This window comes from Ensifer sesbaniae, from assembly GCF_013283665.1.
In the GTDB taxonomy this organism is placed as follows: domain Bacteria; phylum Pseudomonadota; class Alphaproteobacteria; order Rhizobiales; family Rhizobiaceae; genus Ensifer; species Ensifer sesbaniae.
On record NZ_JABEKU010000001.1, the window covers coordinates 1,848,231 to 1,869,230 of the forward strand.

The 21,000-nt window shown below is 61.6% G+C and carries 19 protein-coding genes and 1 tRNA gene; 10 read left to right on the forward strand and 10 right to left on the reverse strand.

The genetic code is table 11. From position 1 onward, the window contains the following. Nucleotides 1-80: 80 nt before the first annotated feature. Nucleotides 81-950, reverse strand: coding sequence for an ATP-binding protein (locus tag BHMPCIPO_RS08985; protein WP_173516425.1), 870 nt, complete (start codon nt 948-950; stop codon nt 81-83). Between the two features lie 290 nt (nt 951-1,240). On the opposite strand from BHMPCIPO_RS08985, the gene yajC reads away from it, so the two are divergent. The 5 genes from yajC (at nt 1,241) to BHMPCIPO_RS09010 (ending at nt 6,067) form a co-directional block, all read left to right on the forward strand. Then, nucleotides 1,241-1,576, forward strand: a complete 336-nt coding sequence (gene yajC / locus BHMPCIPO_RS08990) for a preprotein translocase subunit YajC (RefSeq protein ID WP_065376915.1) — start codon at nt 1,241-1,243, stop codon at nt 1,574-1,576. A 47-nt stretch (nt 1,577-1,623) separates the two neighbouring features. Next, a complete protein-coding gene (gene secDF, locus BHMPCIPO_RS08995; protein ID WP_173516426.1) occupies nt 1,624-4,194 on the forward strand; it encodes a protein translocase subunit SecDF in 2,571 nt (856 codons plus the stop codon). A 1-nt stretch (nt 4,195) separates the two neighbouring features. Beyond that, the gene (locus BHMPCIPO_RS09000; RefSeq protein WP_173518123.1) at nt 4,196-4,582 is read left to right on the forward strand and encodes an Mth938-like domain-containing protein; all 387 of its coding nucleotides are present in this window, start codon (nt 4,196-4,198) and stop codon (nt 4,580-4,582) included. A gap of 21 nt (nt 4,583-4,603) precedes the next feature. Beyond that, nucleotides 4,604-5,446: a phytoene/squalene synthase family protein gene (locus tag BHMPCIPO_RS09005; RefSeq protein WP_173516427.1), complete on the forward strand. Its 843-nt coding sequence runs from the start codon at nt 4,604-4,606 to the stop codon at nt 5,444-5,446. A 153-nt stretch (nt 5,447-5,599) separates the two neighbouring features. Further along, the gene (locus BHMPCIPO_RS09010) at nt 5,600-6,067 is read left to right on the forward strand and encodes a hypothetical protein (RefSeq protein WP_173516428.1); all 468 of its coding nucleotides are present in this window, start codon (nt 5,600-5,602) and stop codon (nt 6,065-6,067) included. Nucleotides 6,068-6,137: 70 nt separating this feature from the next. Here BHMPCIPO_RS09010 and trmFO read toward each other — a convergent pair whose 3' ends face one another. From trmFO to BHMPCIPO_RS09025, 3 genes are all read right to left on the reverse strand, one after another. Then, a complete protein-coding gene (gene trmFO / locus BHMPCIPO_RS09015; RefSeq protein ID WP_173516429.1) occupies nt 6,138-7,556 on the reverse strand; it encodes a methylenetetrahydrofolate--tRNA-(uracil(54)-C(5))-methyltransferase (FADH(2)-oxidizing) TrmFO in 1,419 nt (472 codons plus the stop codon). 101 nt (nt 7,557-7,657) lie between these two features. After that, on the reverse strand, nt 7,658-7,801 hold the full coding sequence (locus tag BHMPCIPO_RS33790) for a DUF1127 domain-containing protein (RefSeq protein ID WP_064816989.1): 144 nt from the start codon (nt 7,799-7,801) through the stop codon (nt 7,658-7,660). 432 nt (nt 7,802-8,233) lie between these two features. Further along, nucleotides 8,234-8,377, reverse strand: coding sequence for a DUF1127 domain-containing protein (locus BHMPCIPO_RS09025; RefSeq protein ID WP_065376908.1), 144 nt, complete (start codon nt 8,375-8,377; stop codon nt 8,234-8,236). Between the two features lie 941 nt (nt 8,378-9,318). Here BHMPCIPO_RS09025 and BHMPCIPO_RS09030 point away from each other — a divergent pair. From BHMPCIPO_RS09030 to tig, 4 genes are all read left to right on the forward strand, one after another. Continuing rightward, nucleotides 9,319-10,428: a DUF2157 domain-containing protein gene (locus BHMPCIPO_RS09030; protein ID WP_173516430.1), complete on the forward strand. Its 1,110-nt coding sequence runs from the start codon at nt 9,319-9,321 to the stop codon at nt 10,426-10,428. Then, entirely contained in the window at nt 10,425-11,012 is a 588-nt protein-coding gene (locus BHMPCIPO_RS09035) for a GDYXXLXY domain-containing protein (RefSeq protein WP_173516431.1), read from the forward strand. Before BHMPCIPO_RS09030 ends, BHMPCIPO_RS09035 begins: the two co-directional genes overlap by 4 nt. A gap of 182 nt (nt 11,013-11,194) precedes the next feature. Beyond that, a tRNA-Leu gene (locus tag BHMPCIPO_RS09040) sits at nt 11,195-11,279 on the forward strand. Nucleotides 11,280-11,457: 178 nt separating this feature from the next. After that, nucleotides 11,458-12,936: a trigger factor gene (gene tig, locus BHMPCIPO_RS09045; protein WP_173516432.1), complete on the forward strand. Its 1,479-nt coding sequence runs from the start codon at nt 11,458-11,460 to the stop codon at nt 12,934-12,936. Nucleotides 12,937-13,042: 106 nt separating this feature from the next. On the opposite strand, the gene BHMPCIPO_RS09050 is transcribed toward tig, so the two are convergent. Then, complete coding sequence (locus BHMPCIPO_RS09050; RefSeq protein ID WP_173516433.1) at nt 13,043-13,846, reverse strand: endonuclease/exonuclease/phosphatase family protein; 804 nt, start codon at nt 13,844-13,846, stop codon at nt 13,043-13,045. A 143-nt stretch (nt 13,847-13,989) separates the two neighbouring features. After that, complete coding sequence (sthA, locus tag BHMPCIPO_RS09055; protein WP_173516434.1) at nt 13,990-15,405, reverse strand: Si-specific NAD(P)(+) transhydrogenase; 1,416 nt, start codon at nt 15,403-15,405, stop codon at nt 13,990-13,992. A gap of 203 nt (nt 15,406-15,608) precedes the next feature. On the opposite strand from sthA, the gene BHMPCIPO_RS09060 reads away from it, so the two are divergent. Continuing rightward, the gene (locus BHMPCIPO_RS09060) at nt 15,609-16,652 is read left to right on the forward strand and encodes a magnesium and cobalt transport protein CorA (RefSeq protein WP_173516435.1); all 1,044 of its coding nucleotides are present in this window, start codon (nt 15,609-15,611) and stop codon (nt 16,650-16,652) included. A gap of 51 nt (nt 16,653-16,703) precedes the next feature. On the opposite strand, the gene radC is transcribed toward BHMPCIPO_RS09060, so the two are convergent. The 4 genes from radC to phaC are packed head-to-tail and all read right to left on the reverse strand — an operon-like array spanning nt 16,704 to nt 20,949. Continuing rightward, nucleotides 16,704-17,492: a RadC family protein gene (radC, locus tag BHMPCIPO_RS09065; RefSeq protein ID WP_173516436.1), complete on the reverse strand. Its 789-nt coding sequence runs from the start codon at nt 17,490-17,492 to the stop codon at nt 16,704-16,706. Beyond that, entirely contained in the window at nt 17,489-18,328 is an 840-nt protein-coding gene (gene map / locus BHMPCIPO_RS09070) for a type I methionyl aminopeptidase (RefSeq protein WP_173516437.1), read from the reverse strand. The genes radC and map overlap by 4 nt, the downstream gene beginning before the upstream one ends. Before the next feature lie 31 nt (nt 18,329-18,359). Beyond that, on the reverse strand, nt 18,360-19,079 hold the full coding sequence (gene sfsA / locus BHMPCIPO_RS09075) for a DNA/RNA nuclease SfsA (RefSeq protein WP_173516438.1): 720 nt from the start codon (nt 19,077-19,079) through the stop codon (nt 18,360-18,362). Nucleotides 19,080-19,098: 19 nt separating this feature from the next. Continuing rightward, nucleotides 19,099-20,949 (reverse strand): poly(3-hydroxyalkanoate) polymerase subunit PhaC, encoded by a 1,851-nt coding sequence (gene phaC, locus BHMPCIPO_RS09080; RefSeq protein WP_173516439.1) that lies wholly within the window; start codon nt 20,947-20,949, stop codon nt 19,099-19,101. Between the last annotated feature and the right edge of the window lie 51 nt (nt 20,950-21,000).

Sequence of the window (21,000 nt, forward strand, 5' to 3'; positions counted from 1 at the left end):
GTCAAATACCGCCTGTCGGGGCCGACAGGCGGTATTTTTTGCTAGAAGAGCAGATTTGACCAGGGATGCGATCGCGCAGCCTATGCGTCGAGGCGATGGCGCATGCGTCCGGCAAGATCCTGAATGAACTGCCAGGCGACGCGGCCGGACCTTGCACCGCGTGTCGTTGCCCATTCGAGCGCTTCCGCGTGCAAGGTCTCGGCCTCGACGGCGAAGCCGTAGTGCTTGGCATAGCCATCGATCATGGCGAGGTAGTCGTCTTGGCTGCACTTGTGAAAGCCGAGCCACAGGCCGAAGCGGTCGGACAGCGAAACCTTTTCCTCGACGGCCTCGGAAGGGTTGATGGCGGTCGACTGCTCGTTTTCCATCATGTGGCGCGGCAGCAGATGGCGACGGTTCGATGTCGCATAGAGCAGCACGTTCGACGGACGACCTTCGACGCCACCGTCGAGCACGGCCTTCAGCGATTTGTAGGACGTATCGTCATGATCGAAGGACAGGTCGTCGCAGAAGACGATCACCGGGACTGGCGCAGTCTTGAGGATGTCCATCAGTGTGGGCAGAGTGGCGATATCCTCGCGATGCACCTCGACGAGCTTGATGGCAACCCCGGTCTCGCGGGCCACCTGCGCATGCACCGACTTCACCAGCGATGACTTGCCCATGCCGCGCGCGCCCCAGAGCAGCACGTTGTTGGCAGGAAAGCCCTCGGCGAAGCGCAGCGTGTTGTCGAGCAGAATGTCACGGACGTGGTCGACACCTGATATCAACGACAGTTCGATACGGTTGGGCTTGGCGACCGGCTGCAGGTGATGCGTGGCGGGTGCCCAGACGAAGCATTCGGCGGCGTTCCAATCATTGCTTGCTGCGGCTGGACCGGCCATGCGTTCGATCGCTGCGGAAAGCTTCTGCATTTCCCGGATGAGAACGTCGATCTTTGCTTCCGGCATCTGTCTATCTCCAGCAACTGAATCAATCATTTGGTCGCGCCGCAGGGACGAAGGCCGCATGAATCGGCACGCGATTGCGACTGTACGGTCAACTGACACCCGGTAGCACGCAGGTTTGCGCTGGAAAAGGCCGCAGAGCCTCGCGCGGGGGGTTCTACTCTTGTCGAAATTGTGTCAGAGGCACAGGAACGGGTAAGGGTGCCGCTGCTTTGCAGAGCCGCCGCGCGCCCCTATATTCCGGCCGATTTGGTGCGGAGGAACCGCCGATATTTGAACTCAAGGAGTGATCGATGTTCATTACCGAAGCTTTTGCGCAGACAGCCGGCGCCCCCTCCGCTGGCGGCGCGGACATTCTCATGTCCATCCTGCCGTTCCTGCTGATTTTTGTCGTTATGTATTTTCTGATCATCCGTCCGCAGCGCGCCCAGATGAAGCGCCGCGAGGAGCTGTTGAAGAACATCCGTCGTGGTGATCAGGTGGTGACCGGCGGCGGCATCGTCGGCAAGGTTACGAAGGTCGTCGATGACAACGAGCTCGAAGTCGAAATTGCCGAAGGCGTGAAGATCCGCGTCGTTCGCAGCGGCGTATCTGAAGTTCGCGTCAAAGGCGAACCTGTGAAAGAATAAGGGACGCGGACAGTCACCATCCGACGAACAACTGGAGCGTTTGAGGCATGCGCAGATTTCCGCCATTGAAACGTATCCTCGTCTGGTTGGTGGCTCTCGCCGGCATCGCCTTTGCCTTGCCGAATGTTCTAACGCGCGAGGAGGCGGCGGGACTACCGTCCTGGATGCCTCATCGCCAGGTGGCGCTCGGCCTCGATCTCCAGGGAGGCTCGCACTTCATGCTGCGGGCCGCGCGCAGCGATATCGTCGCTGAAAGGCTCGAAACGGTCGCCAGCGAAGTCGGCAAATCGCTGCGCGACGCCGATATCGCCTATATCGGCCTTTCGGGGGAAGGGCAGTCGATTTCGTTCCGGGTTCGGGACCGTGTGCAACTTTCGGCCGCTCGCGACAAACTGAAGACGCTGACGGCGCCGGTCGAAATCGGTGGCTTTGGCGGAGGGGCAATTTCAGAAGTCGTGTTTGACAGCGCCGCCGAGGATGAGCTCGTCCGTCTCCGCCTGACCGACGAAGGGATCGACTACCGGCTGTCCCTGGCTCTTGATCAGTCTATCGACGTGGTGCGCAGCCGTGTCGCCGAAGTTGGCGTGCTGGAGCCGTTGATCCAGAGGCGCGGCAAGGATCGCCTCATCGTCCAGGTGCCGGGTCTCGACGACCCGCAACGACTGAAAGACTTGCTCAGCCAAAGCGCTCTTCTGACATTCAGATTGCTGGATACGTCCGTATCGGTTGAGCGGGCCGTCGAGGGGCAAGTGCCGGCGGGCGCAGAAGTCCTCTATTCCTATGACGACCCGCCAGTTCCCTATCTGGTCCAGAAAGAGCCGCTGCTGGCGACGGGCAATTTTCTCGCCGCGCTGCCCGAAGCGGATGCTGCCGGCGATACGGCGTCGGTCGCGGTCAAGCTCGATGCGGCCTCGCAACAGCGCGTCGCCGCGGTCACGGGGCAGCAGCCGCAGGCGAAGATTGCGATCGTCCTTGATGGCCAGGTAGCTGCAACGCCGAAACTTTCGGACGCGGTCAAGGGCGACACGGTGCGCATTTCTGCCGATCTGCCGGCCGACTCCGCTGCGGATCTCGCCGCCCTCATCAGGACCGGACCGCTCCCGACCCCGCTGACCTTCGTCGAGGAGCGGACAGTCGGCCCCGGGGTCGGTAACGACGCGATTGCCGATGGGCTCAAGGCTGGTCTTGTTGCCGCGATTGCCGTGGCCGCCTCGATGATCTTCTTCTACGGCGTTTTCGGCGTCTTTGCCGTGATCGCGCTCGCCTTGAACATCGTCCTGATCCTTGCCGCACTTTCTGCGTCAGGCGCGACGCTGACCCTGCCGGGGATTGCCGGCATCATCCTGACGATCGGCGTCGCGGTCGATTCGAACGTGCTGATTTACGAGCGCCTGCGTGAGGAGGTTCGTGGTGGTGAGCCGCTGCGCCGCACGATCAACAACGCCTTCTCCCGCGTCTTCAGCAGCATCTTCGACGCCAACCTGACGATGCTGATCGCCAGCGCCATCCTGTTCTACCTCGGTTCCGGTCCGGTGCGCGGTTTCGCCGTAACGCTGGCGATCGGCAGTGTCACGACGCTATTCACCGCCTATACCGTGACCCGCCTGATCGTGAAGCGCTGGCTTCGGCAGTGGAAGTCGGAACGTTTGCCGAAGGGCATTCGGACCGGTCGCTTCAGCAATCTGGACATCCGCTTCATGCGGATACGCAATCCGGCGTTCATCCTGATGGCCGCCTTGTCGGCCGCCTCCGTACTCCTGCTTGCGGGCATCGGGCTCAATCTGGGTGTGGACTTCAAGGGCGGCTCGATCATCGAGCTGCACTCCAAGGGCGGTGCGGTCAACGTTGCCGACCTCCGCACCCGCCTCGACGAACTGAACTTCGGCGAAGTACAGGTGCAGCAACTGGGCTCGGGCGAGGACGTGCTCGTTCGGGTGCCGTCCCAAGAGGCGGGCGACAATGCCGAGCAGACCGCAGCCGGCGTCATCCGGACGGAGCTGGCCGACGAATACGAGTTCCGCCGGGTGGAAGTGGTCGGCCCCGTCGTTTCGGGCGAGCTGACACGTGCCGGAACGATCGGGCTCGCGATTTCCTTCGTGGCGATCCTGCTCTATGTCTGGCTACGTTTCGAGTGGCGCTTCGCCGTCGGCGCGATCATCGCGACCGTGCACGACGTGCTGCTGACGATCGGCTTCCTGGTGCTGACCGGCATCGAGTTCAATCTCGGCAGCATCGCCGCCGTTCTCACGATCGTCGGCTATTCGTTGAACGATACGGTGGTGATCTACGATCGCATCCGCGAGAATCTCGGCCGCTATCCGCGCATGCCGCTTTCGGTGCTGATCGATACGTCGATCAACCAAACACTCTCGCGCACGATCCTGACGGCACTGACGACCATTCTGGCGCTTGCTGCGCTCTATCTCTTCGGTGGCGGCCTCATCCGTTCCTTCAGCGTCACCATGCTGTTTGGTGTCGCCGTCGGGACGTTCTCCTCTATCTACATCGCCGGCCCGGTCCTCATCCTCTTCAGGAAGCGGACCGACCACATTCCGGGGGACGAAAACGCGTCCGGCGCGGATACGGGTGCTGCCGGCGCGGCAAAGGGTACAGTTTGAAATGCCCAAGGGTATTGAAATCCGCGAAGCGCATTTTCCGGGCCGTGCGCCTATCGATGCTTATGGCAACGGCGGTTTTCGCTTTGCGGACATGTCGCATCGCGGCTCGATCCTGATGCTGCCCTCGGGCGTCTATGCATGGGACGTGGTGGAAGGCGATCCCTTGGCGGTCGAGAAATTCCGTAAAGTCATCGATGAGGCGAAAGACATCGAAGTGCTGTTGGTCGGTACCGGCAAGGACATCCGCCCGCTGCCCGCGGACCTGAAGGCGGCATTGCGTGCCGTCAACGTATCCTCGGATCCGATGAGTACCGGGGCTGCGGTTCGCACCTACAATGTGATGCTGGCCGAATCGCGTGCAGTCGCCGTCGCGCTGATCGCCGTTTGATCGGGATCCGAGGAAGACGACGTGCAAGACATTTCCGCTCAGATCCTGGCCGACCTCCGGGACACGGACCGCGACCGCTATCTCGCCTGCCTGCTGGCGCCCGCCGACAAGCAGCGCTCGCTCGCCGCGCTTTATGCCTTCAATGCCGAGATCGCTCGAATTCGCGATCTCGTGCATGAGCCGATTCCAGGCGAAATCCGCATGCAATGGTGGCGCGATCTCATTGGCAACAGCGCAGGCTCCGGCGAGGGGCATCCGCTTGCCGAAGCCATTCTCCAGTGTATTCGCGAGCATCGGCTGCCGGTCTCGGTGCTGCAGAACATGATCGACGCCCGGATTTTCGATCTCTATGACGATCCGATGGAAGACCGCTCGGCACTCGAGGGCTATGCCGGCGAGACCGCCTCGGCCCTGATCCAGCTCTCGTCGCTGGTGCTCGATCCGCAGAATGCTGCAAAGTCCGCGGAAGCCGCCGGCCACGCTGGCGTCGCGCAGACGGTCGCCGGCCTCCTGATGCTGTTGCCGCTGCATCTGAGACGCGGTCAGGTCTATTTGCCGGCAGAACTGCTGCGCGCGACCGGCCTCGATCGAGAAGGGCTCATCGCCGGGGAGGACACCGACGGAATCAGCCGGGCCATTCGGGCCTTCGCCGGGTTCGGACGGGACCACCTTGCCAGGGCTCGAGCGCAAATGGCGACGATCTCGCCGCAGAACTTTCCGGCCTTCGTGCCGCTTGCGTTGGCCGAGCCGGTCTTCGATCGGGCCGAGGCGGCTGGCGCCAGGCTTTTGAAGACACCCATTCGTCCGGCGCAATGGCGGCGGCAATGGTGGATGTGGCGCGCCGCTCGGCGCCGTCGCTTCTAACCGTCAAGGCAGCCGGTCGATGTAGGCGGCTACCCGTCAAAAGCCTGATGCGTTCGGCTTAGTCGCCCCGACGGGACGACACGTTGGCACAAGCCTCGCAGCGTATGGAAGCGCTTTATCGGCGTTACGCCGAGCGAAGGGGAGCACCCGCGGATGCTTTGGTTATTGCTCATCGCCGTCATCGTGCTGGCCGGCGCATTCTACATGTGGATGAACGCCCGCGCCGAGCGGGATTGGGACAAGCCCGATGCGGGCTCTGCGATGGTTGAATTCGGCCGTGCTTTTCCGGACGAGGCGATCCGTGCGCTGCATTCCACCGCGGATTGGAAGGCGATATTCCTGCGGCTGCACGACGGCAAGGCGGGCTTCATCCAATCGCATGGTACGCACTATGTCTGCCACGTGATCCAGCCTGGAAAGGTGCGGGTGAACAGCTCCGAGACCGGCCGTGGGCTGATCGTGCATTTCCCCGACTTTGCCTATCTGGACAACGCCTTCGAGTTTCAAAACGCAGGCGAAGCGGCCGAGGTTTCCTTGTGGCTGCTCGGTAGCTTCAATCCGAAATCGGAATTCACGCATGCCGATTCCGAACCGTCCCCGACGGCGCGGGCGAGCGAGTAGCGGTTCAAAAGAAACGGCCCGCTGGCGTCATCGCGAGCGGGCCGTTCGTTGTCTGGCTCCTCGTTCGCCGTCAGGCGGACTTGCCGAGCCATGCGGCGCAATCGGCGAGGGCGCGTGATGCCGTTGCCTGCTTCTTGGCAACGGCCTTTTCCTTGCCGCGGAAGCGCTTGGCGCCCTCCGGCTTGGTGATTGCGCCCGGTTCGAGCGGTGGGAACAGGCCGAAATTGACGTTCATCGGCTGGAACGAACGCTTGCCCGGCTCATCGTCGGAGACGATGTGCCCGCCGGTGATGTGGTTGAGCAGGGCGCCGAAGGCGGTGGTGGCCGGCGGTGCAGCCAATGCCTCGCCCTTGCGCTCGGCAGCGGCGAAGCGGCCGGCAAGGAGGCCGATGCTGGCGCTTTCGACATAGCCTTCGCAGCCGGTGATCTGTCCGGCAAAGCGCAGGCCCGGCCGCGATTTCAGCGTCAATGTTGCGTCAAGCAGCGTCGGCGAGTTGATGTAGGTGTTGCGGTGCAAGCCGCCGAGGCGGGCGAACTCGGCATTCTCCAGGCCCGGGATCATGCGGAAGACTTCCGCCTGGGCGCCGTACTTCAGCTTCGTCTGGAAGCCGACCATGTTGTAGAGCGTGCCAAGCGCATTGTCCTGGCGCAGCTGTACGACGGCATAGGGCTTGACCGTGGGGTTGTGGGCATTGGTGAGGCCCATCGGCTTCATCGGCCCGTGGCGCAGCGTCTCGCGGCCGCGCTCGGCCATCACCTCGATCGGCAGGCAGCCGTCGAAATAGGGCGTGCCTTCCCATTCCTTGAAGCCGGTCTTGTCGCCGGCGATCAGCGCGTCGACGAAGGCGTTGTACTGCTCCTCGGTCATCGGGCAGTTGATGTAGTCCTTGCCGGTGCCGCCGGGGCCGACCTTGTCGTAGCGCGACTGGTACCAGCAGACATCCATGTCGATCGTCTCGGTGTAGACGATCGGCGCGATGGCATCGAAGAAGGCAAGCGCGTCGGCGCCCGTTTCCTTACGGATCGCTTCGGCAAGATCCGGCGCCGTCAGCGGGCCGGTTGCGATGACGGCCAGGTCCCACTCCTTCGGCGGCAGGCCGGTGATTTCTTCTCGCACGACCGTGATCAGCGGATGGGCCGCGATCGCCGCGCTGACCGCGTCGGAAAAGCCGTCCCGGTCCACCGCAAGCGCGCCGCCGGCCGGAACCTGGTTGGCGTCGGCGGATTTCATGATCAGCGAGCCGGCGAGGCGCATTTCCGCGTGCAGGACGCCCACCGCATTGCTGGTCGCGTCATCCGAGCGGAACGAGTTGGAACAGACGAGTTCGGCAAGGCCGTCGGTCTTGTGCGCGTCGGTGCCGCGCACGCCGCGCATCTCATGCAGGATGACCGGTACGCCGGCCTCGGCGATCTGCCAGGCGGCTTCCGAGCCGGCAAGGCCGCCGCCGATGACATGGATGGGGGAGTGGGAAGTGGTGTCTTTGCTCATGGCCGGTTTCCTATCACGGCTCGGCCCTTCGTTCCAATGTCAATAAACGAAAACGGCGCCCCGAAGGACGCCGTTTTGAAAGTCAGTTCGAACCGTTCGGATTAACGGAAGGAACGGGCCGCAATGTTGCGGATGTCGTAGCGGGTGATGCCGATGTCATTGAGAGCGTGGTTCGACAGGTTGCCGAGCTCGCTGACGGTGCGGCGGTAGTTGATCCAGCTTTTTGCGATACGAATCGGGTTCATGGTCTTTTCCTCAAAATCAGTTTGTCGCGACAGCCATCTGTCTGCGTCGTTGAGGTTCTTATACGCTTGTCTAATTAGAAGGTGGAGTGCAAAGAAAATGCAGCTGCTATGCATTTGTGCAGTGCATCGCCGCATAGATGGGCACCGCTTCAAAAGACGGCATCGATTAACGATTGGTTAAAATGCTATTCTCTCTGCGCTAAGCATATGTGTTTTAAATGTTCTCTGAAATCGTGGACGCGCCGCTCACGGCGCCTTTGACGAGCGTGGCTCGTGTTATTCCGCCGGGCGTTGTCGACCAGATCTCAGGTTCATCTCGCACGTGCGAAGGCGCGTTGGGATATCCGCGGATTGGGCAACGAAAAACGCCCCCCGGAATGAACCGGAAGGCGTTTTTACTGGAGGCCGGTTGCACTTGAAGCGCAGCCTGAATTACTTGATCGCCTGGCGAGCAACGTACGGGATGTCGCCGCGGCCGATGCCGAGGTCGCTGAGCTCCCGGTCGCTCATGCGGCCGAGCTCGTTGCAGGTCTGACGATACTTGCGCCAATTGTTGAAAGAACGTGCGAGGTTCATGATCCTATCCTTTCTAGGGTCGTTTGCCAGCGCTCTATCTCTCTTGCTGGCCGTCATCTGATGGTCTGGAATATAATCGTTTTGAGCAGAAGTTACAGAGATAATGCTGCATCGCACCCATGCATCAGGTGCAAGCCTGGGCGCGGTCGCCGGGCCACGAACGGCGCTCGATGCGCATCGTGCAATCGGGTTGTGGTGGTGAAAGTCTCGACCGAAATCCGGGGGGCAAAAACAAACAACGCTCGCTGGGGGAGGAGGTCCAGCGAGCGTCGCTTTGTTCTGATCGGCAACCGGGAGGAGGAGTGTCGCCGATCCAAATCGAGGGGCGCTGGGAGGAGGAGTGCGCCGCCCCGATCGATGAGTTGAAGATAGTATGGAGCCGGGCGGAAGGGTAGAGCTGTTCCAGAATGGCACCTATGCGATCTGTGCATGGCTCCGGGCGCGCGCGACCGGAACGTGCACGAATATTGTGCAATTGCTCGACGTGCTGGCTTTCTTGTGGGGAGGAGAGCTGAAAAACAATAACGCCCGCTGGGGGAGGAGGTCCAGCGAGCGTCATTTGAAGTGACTGGCAACCGGGAGGAGGAGTGTTGCCAATCTGATCGGAGGAGCGTTGGGAGGAGGAGTACGCTCATCCGAATTCTGTCGGGTTTTGCCCGGGCCCTTCCCAGTATCCTGAGGCGGTTGGCCAGTTCCGCTGGCGATCGTCTGGCTTGCTGCCTTCGTTCGCCTTTGATGATTTGAATATAGGGGCCTTAAATCGATTTGTGCAGTGCAATATCCGCATGGAAGATATGCGCATCGCGCAAGCCGTTCAGCAGTCCCTATCGGTGCAGGAGCCGCGCTCGCGACAGAGCGGTTGTATTTCCGCGCCGATACGTGGTTAGTTGGTGATGAACCCGGATCATTTCAAGCATCGGATGCTTAAGGCTGAGGGCAGCATGTACCGCGCGCGTCTCGAGCGAGACTTCAAGCACTGGATCGACAAGGGCCTGCTGCAGGACAATGCCGCACGCGCCATGCTGGCCGAGTATGACGGACGGGAGTCGACCTTCCGAGCCGGGCGCGTCCTGCTCATCCTCGCCGCCCTCCTGCTATCCGCGTCGATCCTGTTGCTTGTCGCCGCCAATTGGGAGGCGCTGCCCCGTCTGGCGCGGGTTGCCGGCATCGTTGCTCTGATCTGGGGCTTCCATTTTGCCGCCGGCTGGCTGTTGCGCGCCGGCAGGGCGGCCTTTGCCGCCGCAGCGCTGGTCCTGGGGGCGGCGGCCTTTGGCGGCGGTATCGCCCTCATCGGGCAGATGTACCACCTGTCGGGCGATGCGGCTGATGCTGCGCTGCTGTGGTTCGTCGGCGCCAGTCTCTCGGCATTCGCATTTCGCTCGGCGGCGATGGCAACCGCCGCCGGCGGGCTCGCGTGGTTTTATTTCGGTACGATGTTGACGGAAGGTGCGTTCCCCACGATCTCCGACTGGCACTTGTGGTCCGTGCCGGTCCTGGCCGTGATCGTCGTTCTCCTGGTTCGTTTCACGGAAGCGGGCAGGGCTCGCCATCTTGCCTATCTGCTCGTTCTTTCCTGGCTGGCCTGGCTCTACCTGGATAGCCCGTCGCTTGCTTTCGCCGCTGGCCTCGCTGTTCTCGGTCTTGCGGCCTTCCTGGTGGCGACCCTGCCGGGTTCGCCGGTGCGCCAACTTGCGCTCGATGCCGGTTCGGCGCCCGCCTTCTATTCCTTTGCGCTCGCCCTACTTGGTTTCACCGGGCTCCAATATGAGGCGGTCGGTCTGACGACGGAGATCGCGGCCGGAGCGGGCACATTGCTGGTGGCGCTCCTCGGCATTGCGCTTGCCGGAGCGCAGAATGGGGCGGTGCGCTATCTCGGCTATGTCGCCTTTGCCGGAGAGCTTCTCTACCTCGCCTTTGAAACCCTGGGATCGATGCTCGGCACATCGGGCTTCTTCCTGATTTCGGGGCTGGTCGTCGCGTGCATCGCGTGGCTGGTCATTCGCATCGAAGGGCACATGGCGCGGACGCGCCAGGCGGAGGTTTCGCGATGATCAGCGGCACATCGAATAAGCGTTGGCTGAATCCGCTGCTTGCCGCCCTGCTTGTCGCCGGCGTGCAGACGGCGGCACTCGGCTACATGATCGAGAGCAGGGCCTCGATCCTCCGAAGCGGGCGGGACGTGCTTCTGAAAACCGTGCCCGTTGATCCGCGCGACCTGCTCAGGGGCGACTACGTGATTCTGAGCTACGATATTTCCAGGCTGCAGCCTGATCTGCTCAAGGGGGCGCTTCCGACGCAATCGGGTGAAGCTGTGCTTTATGTCCGGCTGGAAAGGCAACCCGACGGTTTCTGGACGGCGACCGAAGCGTCGTTCCAACCCTTGCCGCCCGTTGGCGACAGCGTCGTACTCCGCTCGCTTCCATTCTCGTACTATCCGTCGTCGCCTCCTTCCGCGGTGAATGTCGACTACGGCATAGAGCGCTTCTACGTGCCGGAGGGCGAAGGGCGCACATTGGAGGAGGCGCGCAATGCCGAGGCGCTTTCCGTCAATATCCGCGTTGATGGAAAGGGCAGTGCGCAGATCCGCGAGATCGCGGTCAACGGAAGCCCGGTCTATGAAGAGCCGCTTTATTGAAGCTCGGCAGGTCCTCCGGTCCGTCGTGGGAAATACGCATTTTCCCTTTGATCCCGCGAAAACGAGTGATATAGAGACGCCGCGCTCGGGAAAGCCGTAAACTTTCAGCATGCCCATTGTATCCGCGGGATTCCGCTGGTTGGACTTGCGGGAATACGATCAGGCGGTGCGATTGTCTGAACGCGGGTATGGTGAAATTGGTAGACACGCCAGATTTAGGTTCTGGTGCCGCAAGGCGTGGGAGTTCAAGTCTCTCTACCCGCACCAGACAGGGATCGCGCCTAAAGTCCGGATTCTGCAGGGATGAAGGGGGCTGGAGTGCCATTTTGCTTGCAAAACGGTTGCAGAACTGCGTAAAGCCACTCCCGGCAAATGGATCGGCTCACGTGCTCGCCAGACCTTATGAAGGGGAAGAGCACAGTCAACGTGAAATGAAGGTTTGAACATGCAGGTTATCGAAACGCTCGCTCAAGGGCTGAAGCGCGAACTCAAGGTCGTTATCCCGGCCAAGGACATGGAAGCTCGGATGAACGAGCGTCTGGCCGAAGTGAAGGACCGCGTTCGCATCAACGGCTTCCGTCCGGGCAAGGTGCCGGTTGCGCACCTGAAGAAGGTCTATGGCAAGTCGATCATGGCTGACCTCGTCAACGAGATCGTTCGTGACAAGCCGACCGAGATCCTGTCCGGCCGCGGCGAAAAGTCGGCGACCCAGCCGGAAATCGCGATGACCGAGGACGAGACCGAAGCCAACAAGATCCTCAACGCGGAAGCTGACCTCGAGTTCACCGTCGCCTACGAGATCATCCCGGCGATCGAACTCAAGGACGTCAGCGGCATCAAGGTGACCCGCGAAGTCGTCGAAATCGCTGACGAGGAAGTCAACGAACAGATCCTGCGTATCGCCGAAAGCGCCCGCAGCTACGAATCGAAGAAGGGCAAGGCTGCCAACGGTGACCGCGTCACGATCGATTACCTCGGCAAGGTCGACGGTGTTGCCTTCGACGGCGGCAAGGACGAAGACGCTGAGCTGGTTCTCGGCTCCAACCGCTTCATCCCAGGCTTCGAAGAGCAGCTCGTCGGCGTCAAGGCTGGCGACGAGAAGACGATTACCGTCACCTTCCCGGCTGACTACCCGGCTGCAAATCTCGCCGGCAAGGAAGCGACCTTCGACATCACCGTCAAGGACGTCGCTGCTGCCCAGGACATCGAAATCAACGACGAACTGGCCACCAAGCTCGGCCTCGAATCGGCTGACAAGCTGAAGGAAATCGTCCGCGGCCAGATCGAAAGCCAGTACGGCAACCTGACCCGTCAGAAGGTCAAGCGTCAGATCCTCGACCAGCTCGACGAACTCTACAAGTTCGAAACGCCGGAGCGCCTCGTCGAAGCCGAATTCGAAAACATCTGGCGCCAGATCAACACCGACCTGCAGCAGGCCGGCAAGACCTTCGCTGACGAAGAAACCACCGAAGAAGAAGCCCGCGCCGAATACCGCAAGCTCGCAGAGCGCCGCGTCCGCCTCGGCCTCGTTCTCTCGGAAATCGGCGAAAAGGCCGGCGTTCAGGTCAGCGACGACGAACTGCAGCGTTCGCTGTTCGAGCAGCTCCGCCAGTTCCCGGGCCAGGAAAAGCAGATCCTCGACTACTTCAAGAACACCCCCGGCGCTGCTGCATCGCTGCGCGCTCCGCTGTTCGAAGAAAAGGTCGTCGACCACCTGCTCGGCGAAATCTCGGTAACCGACAAAACGGTTTCCAAGGAAGAGCTGACGGCCGACGACGAAGAGGGCGAAGGCAAGGCTGCCAAGAAGGCTCCGGCCAAGAAGAAGGCTGCTGCCAAGGCTGAAGCCGCTGAAGGCGAAGAAGCCGCGGCTCCGAAGAAGAAGGCTCCGGCCAAGAAGAAGGCCGCTGAAGACAGCGCCGAGTAATCGGACCCAAGCCTTAGGAATCGAGAAGCCCTGCCGCTTGCGGCAGGGCTTCTTTCATTGGAGGCACGTCGCGGAGGCGGATCTATTCCGGTTTCAGCGGCGTGGCCTAGCCGATGTCGAGGAGCAGGGCGCGGTGGTCGGACACTTCCGGCTGCGCGACGACATCGAAGCGGGTGACATCGACGTCGCCGTTCACGAGCATGTAGTCGGCAAAGCGGCCGCTTTTCAGATAGTGCGACGTTCGAGTATCCGTGTGGCCACGGGAGACCACAAGGTCGATGAGCCCAAGCCGCCCGAGTGCCTGGAAGGTAACGCTGTCGGGAAGCACGTTGAAGTCGCCACATACGACGAGCCGCTCGTCGCCCGGCCAGACCTGACGGATGAGCGCCACAAGCGCATCCACTTGTGCGTGCCGCGCCGCCGTGTCGTTCTTGCCATTGATTTCTCTCAGTCCATGCATCTGCGCAATGGTGATCGCAGCGCCGATGTCGTGATCGAACAGGCGGATGCAATGCGCATTCCGCGCTCGTGGATGTGGCCCCCAAGCATTGGATGAGAAGCTGCCATGCACGAAGCCGAGCGCCTGCCCGATGACGGAATGCGTCCGTCGGACGAAGGTTGCGAGCCCAAATTCCGAGGTCACGGACCTGTCGCCGTCGAAAAGCGTGCCGCGTGCCGTTGGGCAGAAGAAGCCATCATGCCCCGGAAGCACTGCCGCGATCTCGTCGAAGAGGTTTGCGCGCTGCGGCAATACGACATCCGCATCGCGATACGTCAGCCACTCGGCTTCCGTGGTCGGCGAACGCGCGATCTCCTGCAGGCACAGAACATCGGCATCGACCTGCGAGAGATATTTCATCAGCGGCGAATGGAGCTTGCCGCCCCAGGCATTCAGGGAAAGGATGCGCATGGCGTTCATGTCTCTTTATCAGGAGAGGCAAAGCTACCTGATTCGTGGGCATGGTGGGCATGCGGGCGATTTGCCCGGTACGCGACCGAGTTGGACGCCGCTGTCGCCGTCTTTGACGCGCGCCCAGACCTGTCGCCTACGGCTTACGCTTTCGGCAGTTCCTGCTTGATCTCGCCCATGCGGTTCCATGCATCCAGGCCGGCAATCTTGTAGGCCTCGGCAAGCGTCGGGTAGTTGAAGGTGTTCTCGACGAAATACTCGACCGTGCCCTTGAGGTTCAACACGGCCTGGCCGATGTGCACCAGCTCGGTCGCGCCTTCGCCGATGATGTGCACGCCGAGCAGACGGCGAGTCTTCATTGAGAAGATCATCTTCAGCAAGCCGGAATCGAGCCCCATGATGTGACCGCGCGAGGTCTCGCGGAAGCGCGCTATGCCGCATTCATAGGGGATGCCGCGTTCCTTGACCTCTTCTTCCGAAAGGCCGCAGGTGGAGATTTCCGGCACCGCGTAGATGCCGTAGGGGAAATACTTCTGCGGTTCCATGGCGATCGCGCCGACGGCAACGCGCGCCGCGATGCGGCCCTGTTCCATGGAGGTCGAGGCAAGGCTCGGGAAGCCGACGACATCGCCGGCGGCATAGATGTTCGGCACCGAGGTCTGGAACGTCTCCGGATTGACCTTGAGCCGTCCGCGGCTGTCGGCCTCGAGCCCGGCTGCAGGCAGGTTCAGCGTGTCGGTCGCGCCCATGCGTCCGGCAGCGAAGAGGACCATGTCGGTGACGATCCTGCGGCCGTTGTCGAGCGTCAGCAGGACCTTACCGTCGTCGAGTCGCTCGACCTTGTCGGCCTTCTGTCCGAGATGCAGCTTCATGTTGCGGTCGCGCAGCTGGTAGGTGAAATCCTCGACGATCTCCTTGTCGATGAAGTCGAGCATCGTCGTCTTGGGGTCGATGACCGTGACATGCGTGTCCAGCGCGCTGAAGATCGTCGCATATTCGATACCGACGACGCCGGCGCCAATGACCACGAGCGAGCGCGGCAACTCCGCGATATCCAGCAGTTCGTCACTGTCGAGGACGGTCTTGCCGTCGAAGGGCATGTAGTTCGGACGGAATGGCTTCGTGCCGACGGCAAGCATGATGCTGGTCGCTGAAACCAGCAGGGTCTCGCCGTCGTCTTTCACGACCTCGAGCGTAGTCGGATTGACGAAGCTTGCCTTGCCGCGCATCTGCTGCACGCGGTTACGGGCAAACTGGTGTTCGAGAACCTCGACCTCGTGATTGAGGGTGATGATCAGCCGTTGCCGGAGATCGTCGGCGCTGATTTCCTGCTTCACGCGGTAGGCGCGCCCGTAGAAGCCGCGCTCGCGCCAACCGGAAAGATTGAGTGCCGTCTCGCGCAGGGTCTTGGAGGGAATGGTACCCGTATGCACCGAAACGCCACCGACGCGCTTTCCCTGTTCGATGACGAGAACCTTCCTTCCGAGCTTGGCGGCCTGGATGGCGCCGCGGCGACCGGCGGGCCCGCTTCCGACGACAATGAGATCGAACTGGTTCATGGGCATTTCCGTTTGAAGGGAGGAATCATTGTGCATCGCAAAAATTCTCGCTTGCAAGCGTCTATACCGTCAATGGCACGGTTTGATGAAGTGGTTTTCATAGCCGAAACAGCGGGATGAGAATATAAGGGAATGCGCGTAGGCTTGGCTTCGTTACGACATGCCGAGCCCCATCGGTGTCGTATTTGCCTGGGAGGCTGACGATGGGATTGGAGCTTACGAACAGGGCGGTGCCGCCACTTGACGAGGAGGGCGCGGCTGCACAGCTCACGCATCGGCCGGGTGTCGTGGCGGCGGCGGTCTATGAGAACGGCGTGAGACTACGCGATATCCGGATCGAAGATGCGGGCAAGTGGCGCTCGCGGCCAGGCGCGGTGATCTGGATTGGCCTGCACGAGCCCGATGCGGACCTGCTTCACCAGTTGCAAAGAGAGTTTGATCTCCACGATCTGGCCATCGAGGACGCCGGCAAGGCGCATCAACGGCCGAAACTGGAGATCTATGGCGACTCGATCTTCGTCGTGGCCCGCACCGCTCATATGGTCGGCGATGAGATCGCTTTCGGCGAGACCCACCTCTTCGTCGGCCGAGGCTATGTCGTCTCGGTCAGGCACGGCGCGTCCACGTCTTACATGGCGGTGCGCCAGCGTTGCGAATCTTCGCCGTCCGCGCTCGCCCATGGCGAAAACTACATCCTCTATTCGATCCTCGATTTCATCGTCGACAACTACATGCCGGTGATCGAGGCGATCCATGAGGAGGTGGAAGAACTGGAAGATCGGCTGTTGCGGGAGCGATTGGTCAAGCGTGATATCGAGCGCCTTTATCTGCTCCGCCGCAATCTCCTGAGGCTGCGCAATGCGGTCGTGCCGCTTGTCGACGTCTGCCGCCGGCACGAACACATCGATCTTCCTGGCATGGATGCCGCGCTGCAGCCGCTCTTTCGCGATGTGACCGACCACGTGCGCCGCGTCCAGGAGGATATCGACGCGCTGCGCGAAGTTCTCGCCTTCACCTTCGAGGCGAGCCTGATGATCGGACAGTCCGAACAGACGGAGATTTCCCGCAAACTCGCGTCGTGGGCGGCGATCCTCGCCGTGCCGACCGCGATCGCCGGTATCTACGGCATGAATTTCGACGACATGCCGGAGCTGAAGTTCCGCTACGGCTATTTCATCGTGCTGGCGGTGATCATCGGACTGTGCACCACGCTCTATCGCTTCTTCCGACGCGCGAAATGGCTGTAGGCCGAAGCACTTCCGGGAACAGTGGAAGCGGCTTCCGTCTGGAACCGCTTCTCAGAACAGCCGCAGGCCCTTCAGGCTGACATGCCCATCCTTGCCGATGATGATGTGATCGTGGACGGCGATGCCGAGCGGCTTCGCCGTTTCGACGATCAGCTTGGTCATGTCGATATCGGCGCGCGACGGCGTAGGGTCTCCAGACGGATGATTGTGGACGAGAATGATCGCCGTAGCGGAGAGTTCGAGTGCGCGCTTGACCACTTCACGTGGATAAACCGGCGTATGGTCGATCGTGCCCGTCTGCTGCACCTCGTCGGCAATCAACGCGTTGCGCTTGTCGAGAAAGAGGATACGGAACTGTTCCTTGGTCTCATAGGCCATTGCCGCATGGCAATAGTCGATGACGGCGCTCCAGGAGGAGAGAAGGTGCTTTTGCCGAAGCTCGCTCTTCAGGGTGCGGTGACCGATCGTGGAGATCAGCTTGAGATCGAGGGCAACGGCCTCGCCGATGCCGTCCACCTCCTGCAACAGCCCGATCGGTGCGCCGAAGACACCGGCAAGCGTTCCGAAACGGCTGATGAGCGCCTTGGCGATCGGCTTGGTATCCTTGCGCGGAATCAGCCGAAACAACAGCATTTCAAGGATTTCGTAGTCCGCCAGCGCCGCGTCGCCGTGCTCGCGATAGCGCGCCCGCAACCGATCGCGATGGCCGTGATAATGCGCTTCGGGCGCCGGCGCCTTCTTCGGCGCAGATCCCCTGCCCAACTGCAATTGCGGAAAAAACGTCCTTTCGTCCGCCGATGGCGCATCATCGCCCTCAGGGGAGATTGGACGCTTCTTCATGCGGCGCCGACATTGTTGAGGCCCGGCTTGAACAGGCCGGCGGGCGACAGAGTAAAGATCTCGCATCCCTCGGCGGTCACGCCGACCGTGTGCTCGTATTGCGCCGAAAGCGACCGGTCGCGGGTAACGGCGGTCCAGCCATCCGAAAGCACCTTCACATGCGGGCGGCCGAGATTGATCATCGGCTCGATGGTGAAGATCATGCCCTCGCGTAATTCGGGGCCTTCATTGGCGCGGCCGTAGTGCAGGATGTTCGGCGCGTCGTGAAAGAGCTTGCCGACACCGTGGCCGCAGAAATCGCGCACCACCGAGCAGCGCTCCGCTTCGGCATAGGTCTGGATCGCCTCGCCGATGGCGCCGGTGCGTGCGCCCGGGCGTACGGCGGCAATCCCGCGCATCAGGCTTTCATGGGTGACATCGAGCAGCCGCTCGGCCGCGCGCTTGATCTCGCCGACCGGATACATGCGGCTTGAGTCGCCATGCCAGCCATCGACGACATAGGTGACGTCGATGTTGACGATGTCGCCTTCGCGCAGCGGCTTGTCGTTGGGAATCCCGTGACAGACGACGTGATTGATCGAGGTGCAGGAGGACTTCGTGTAGCCGCGGTAGTTCAGCGTCGCCGGCAGCGCGCCATGGTCCATGCCGAACTCGAAGACGAAGCGGTCGATCTCGTCGGTCGTGACGCCCGGCTGAACGCGCGAGACGAGTTCGTCGAGGCAGCGCGCCGTTACCTGGCAGGCCTTGCGCATGCCCTCGAAACCTTCCGGTCCGTAGAGCCGGATAACGCCGGTGTTTTTATAGGGGGCAGACCCTGCCTCGATGTAAGTCACCATTCCAAAGCTTTCATTTGTTCCAAGTCGGATTTCATAGAGCAGCGAGGGCCGCTTCGTCCACTGTCATCAACCCGGTCGGACGGATTTGGGTCGGCGAAACCTGACATTTGATCGCATAGGCCTCGACCCCGCGTGCCATGGCGCGGTCAAAGGCTTGCGCATAGGCCGGGTCGAAGTCGCGGCAGATTCGCAAGCGGTCGCAGTCGCCGCGCTGCACGAGATAGATCATGACGGCGCGGTGGCCGCCTTCGACCATGTCGCCGAGTTCGTCGAGATGTTTGGCGCCGCGTGCCGTCGGGCTGTCCGGAAATTCGGCGAGGCCGGGCCTGCGGCTGAAATGCACGTTCTTCACCTCGACATAGGCAAGGCCCCGGACGGGATCGGTGAGCAAGATATCGATGCGCGAATTGCGGCCGTATTTCTGTTCCCGCGCGAAGCCTTGGTAGATGTGCAGATCGGAAACGAGGCCAAGCCGAATGGCCTCTTCGGCGAGCCGGTTCGGCAAACCGGTATTGATCCCGACCAGCGTGCCGTCGGCTTCGACGATCTCGAGCATGTGACGGTATTTCCGCGTCGGGCTGTCGTGCTCCGACATCCATATGCGTGAGCCCGGCGTCGTCAGACCACGCATTGAACCCGTATTCGGGCAGGATCCGGTCATGGCGGTACCATCCGGCTGGATCGCATCGAAGAGAAAGCGCTTGTAGCGCTGCACGAGGGTTGCCTGTGCGAGCGGCGGATCGAAAATCAAGATATTTCCTGCAAATGTATCATGCCCTGGCGCGAACATAGGAGCCCGGCGCCTCTTCGAGCGAATTCAGTGGACCGCCGGGCTTGCGGGCCGGAACGCGTCTCTTGTCGAGCTTCTCGATCCATTGGTGCCAATGCGGCCACCAGGATCCCGGCGTCTCCTTCGCTGCCTTGAACCACTCGTCGAACTCGCCCTTGGGCGCGCCTCCGGTCCAGAACTGGTACTTTCCCTTGTCCGGCGGATTGACGACGCCGGCAATATGGCCCGAGCCGGAAAGCACGTAAGTAACCTTGCCGCCGAAGGCAGAGCTGCCCAGGAAGACCGAGCGCGGCGGAGCGATGTGATCTTCCTTGGTGGCGAGGTTGTAGATGGGGATCTTCACGTCGCCGAGCGAGATCTGCCGGCCCGCAAGCACCATCTCACCCTTCGAGAGTTTGTTCTCGAGGTAGCAATTGCGCAGATAGAAAGAGTGGTTGGCTGCCGGCATCCGCGTCGAATCGGAATTCCAGTAGAGCAGATCGAAGGGCAGGGGATCCTGCCCCTTGAGGTAGTTGTTGACAAAGTAGGGCCAGATGAGTTCGGAGGCGCGCAGCATGTTGAAGGCGGTCGCCATCTTCGAGCCGTCGAGGTAGCCGGTCACGCTCATGTTCTGCTCGATCTGGCGGATCTGGTCTTCGTCGACGAAGACCTTGAGGTCGCCCGCATGGGTGAAGTCGACCTGCGTCGTGAACAGGGTCGCGGAGCGGATGCGATTGTCGCCTTCGGCAGCGTGCAGCGCAAGGGTTGCGGCCAGCAAGGTGCCGCCGACGCAATAGCCGATGGCGTTGACTTCGCGCTCGCCGGTCGCCTGCTCGACGGTGTCGAGGGCAAAGCCGATGCCTTCGCGGGCATAGGCCTCCCAGTCCTTGGTCGCATGCCGTTCGTCCGGATTCACCCAGGAGATTACGAACACCGTATGCCCCTGGTCAACGGCCCATTTGATGAAGGATTTCTGCGGGTTGAGGTCGAGGACGTAAAACTTGTTGATCCACGGCGGGCAGATCAGCAACGGTCGCTTCAGCACCGTCTCGGTCGTGGCTTCATATTGCAGCACCTGGCAGACGTCGCTCTGGGCGATGACCTTGCCGGGCGTGATCGCGATATTCTCGCCGATCGCGAATTTGCTGGTGTCCGTCTGCCGCAGCTTGAGGTCGCCACGGCCGGCGGCGACGTCCTCGGCGAACATCTGCATGCCCTTGACGAGGTTGGCGCCGTTCGACGCGACGGTTTCGCGATAGAGTTGCGGATTGGTGGTGACGAAATTCGTGGGCGAGAGTGCGCTCGAAACCTGGCGGACGTAGAAAGCCGCCTTATGTTTCGTGCGATCGTCGAGCCCTTCGGCGTCTTCGACCATGCGCTCGGCCCAATCCGATGTGACGAAATAGGCCTGCCGGATGAAATCGAAGAACGGGTTCTTCACCCAATCCTCGTCGGAGAAGCGTTTGTCGTTGCGCTGGAGCGCGGCGGGCTCCGCCATCCCGACTTCGCCGGACATGCGATGGAGCGTCCGCGACCAGATCTCGAAGAAGCTGCCCATCAGATGCGTCTGCGCTTCAAGTGTGCGGCGCGGATCGGAAAGCCAGTATTCGGAGACCTTGGACAGTGTTTTCACCATGTCGGTGACCGGTTCGGCGAAGACGTCCGATTTCTGCCCCGATTCACGCGGCGCCAGCCAGGCGGAGGCCGCCTTGCCGAGTTGCTCCATGGCGCGGGCGAGGTTGACGGCGAGGCTTTCCGGGTCCTTGACGATGTATGGCTCGACGGATTTGGGGTCGAAACCCGTGAAGCCGTCCTTGCCAGTGGTGCCTTCCGTTTTCCTCTCTGCTGTCACCCGGCTTCCTCCACAGCATCTTGTTTGTTTTGTATTTTTACATTCTGCCCG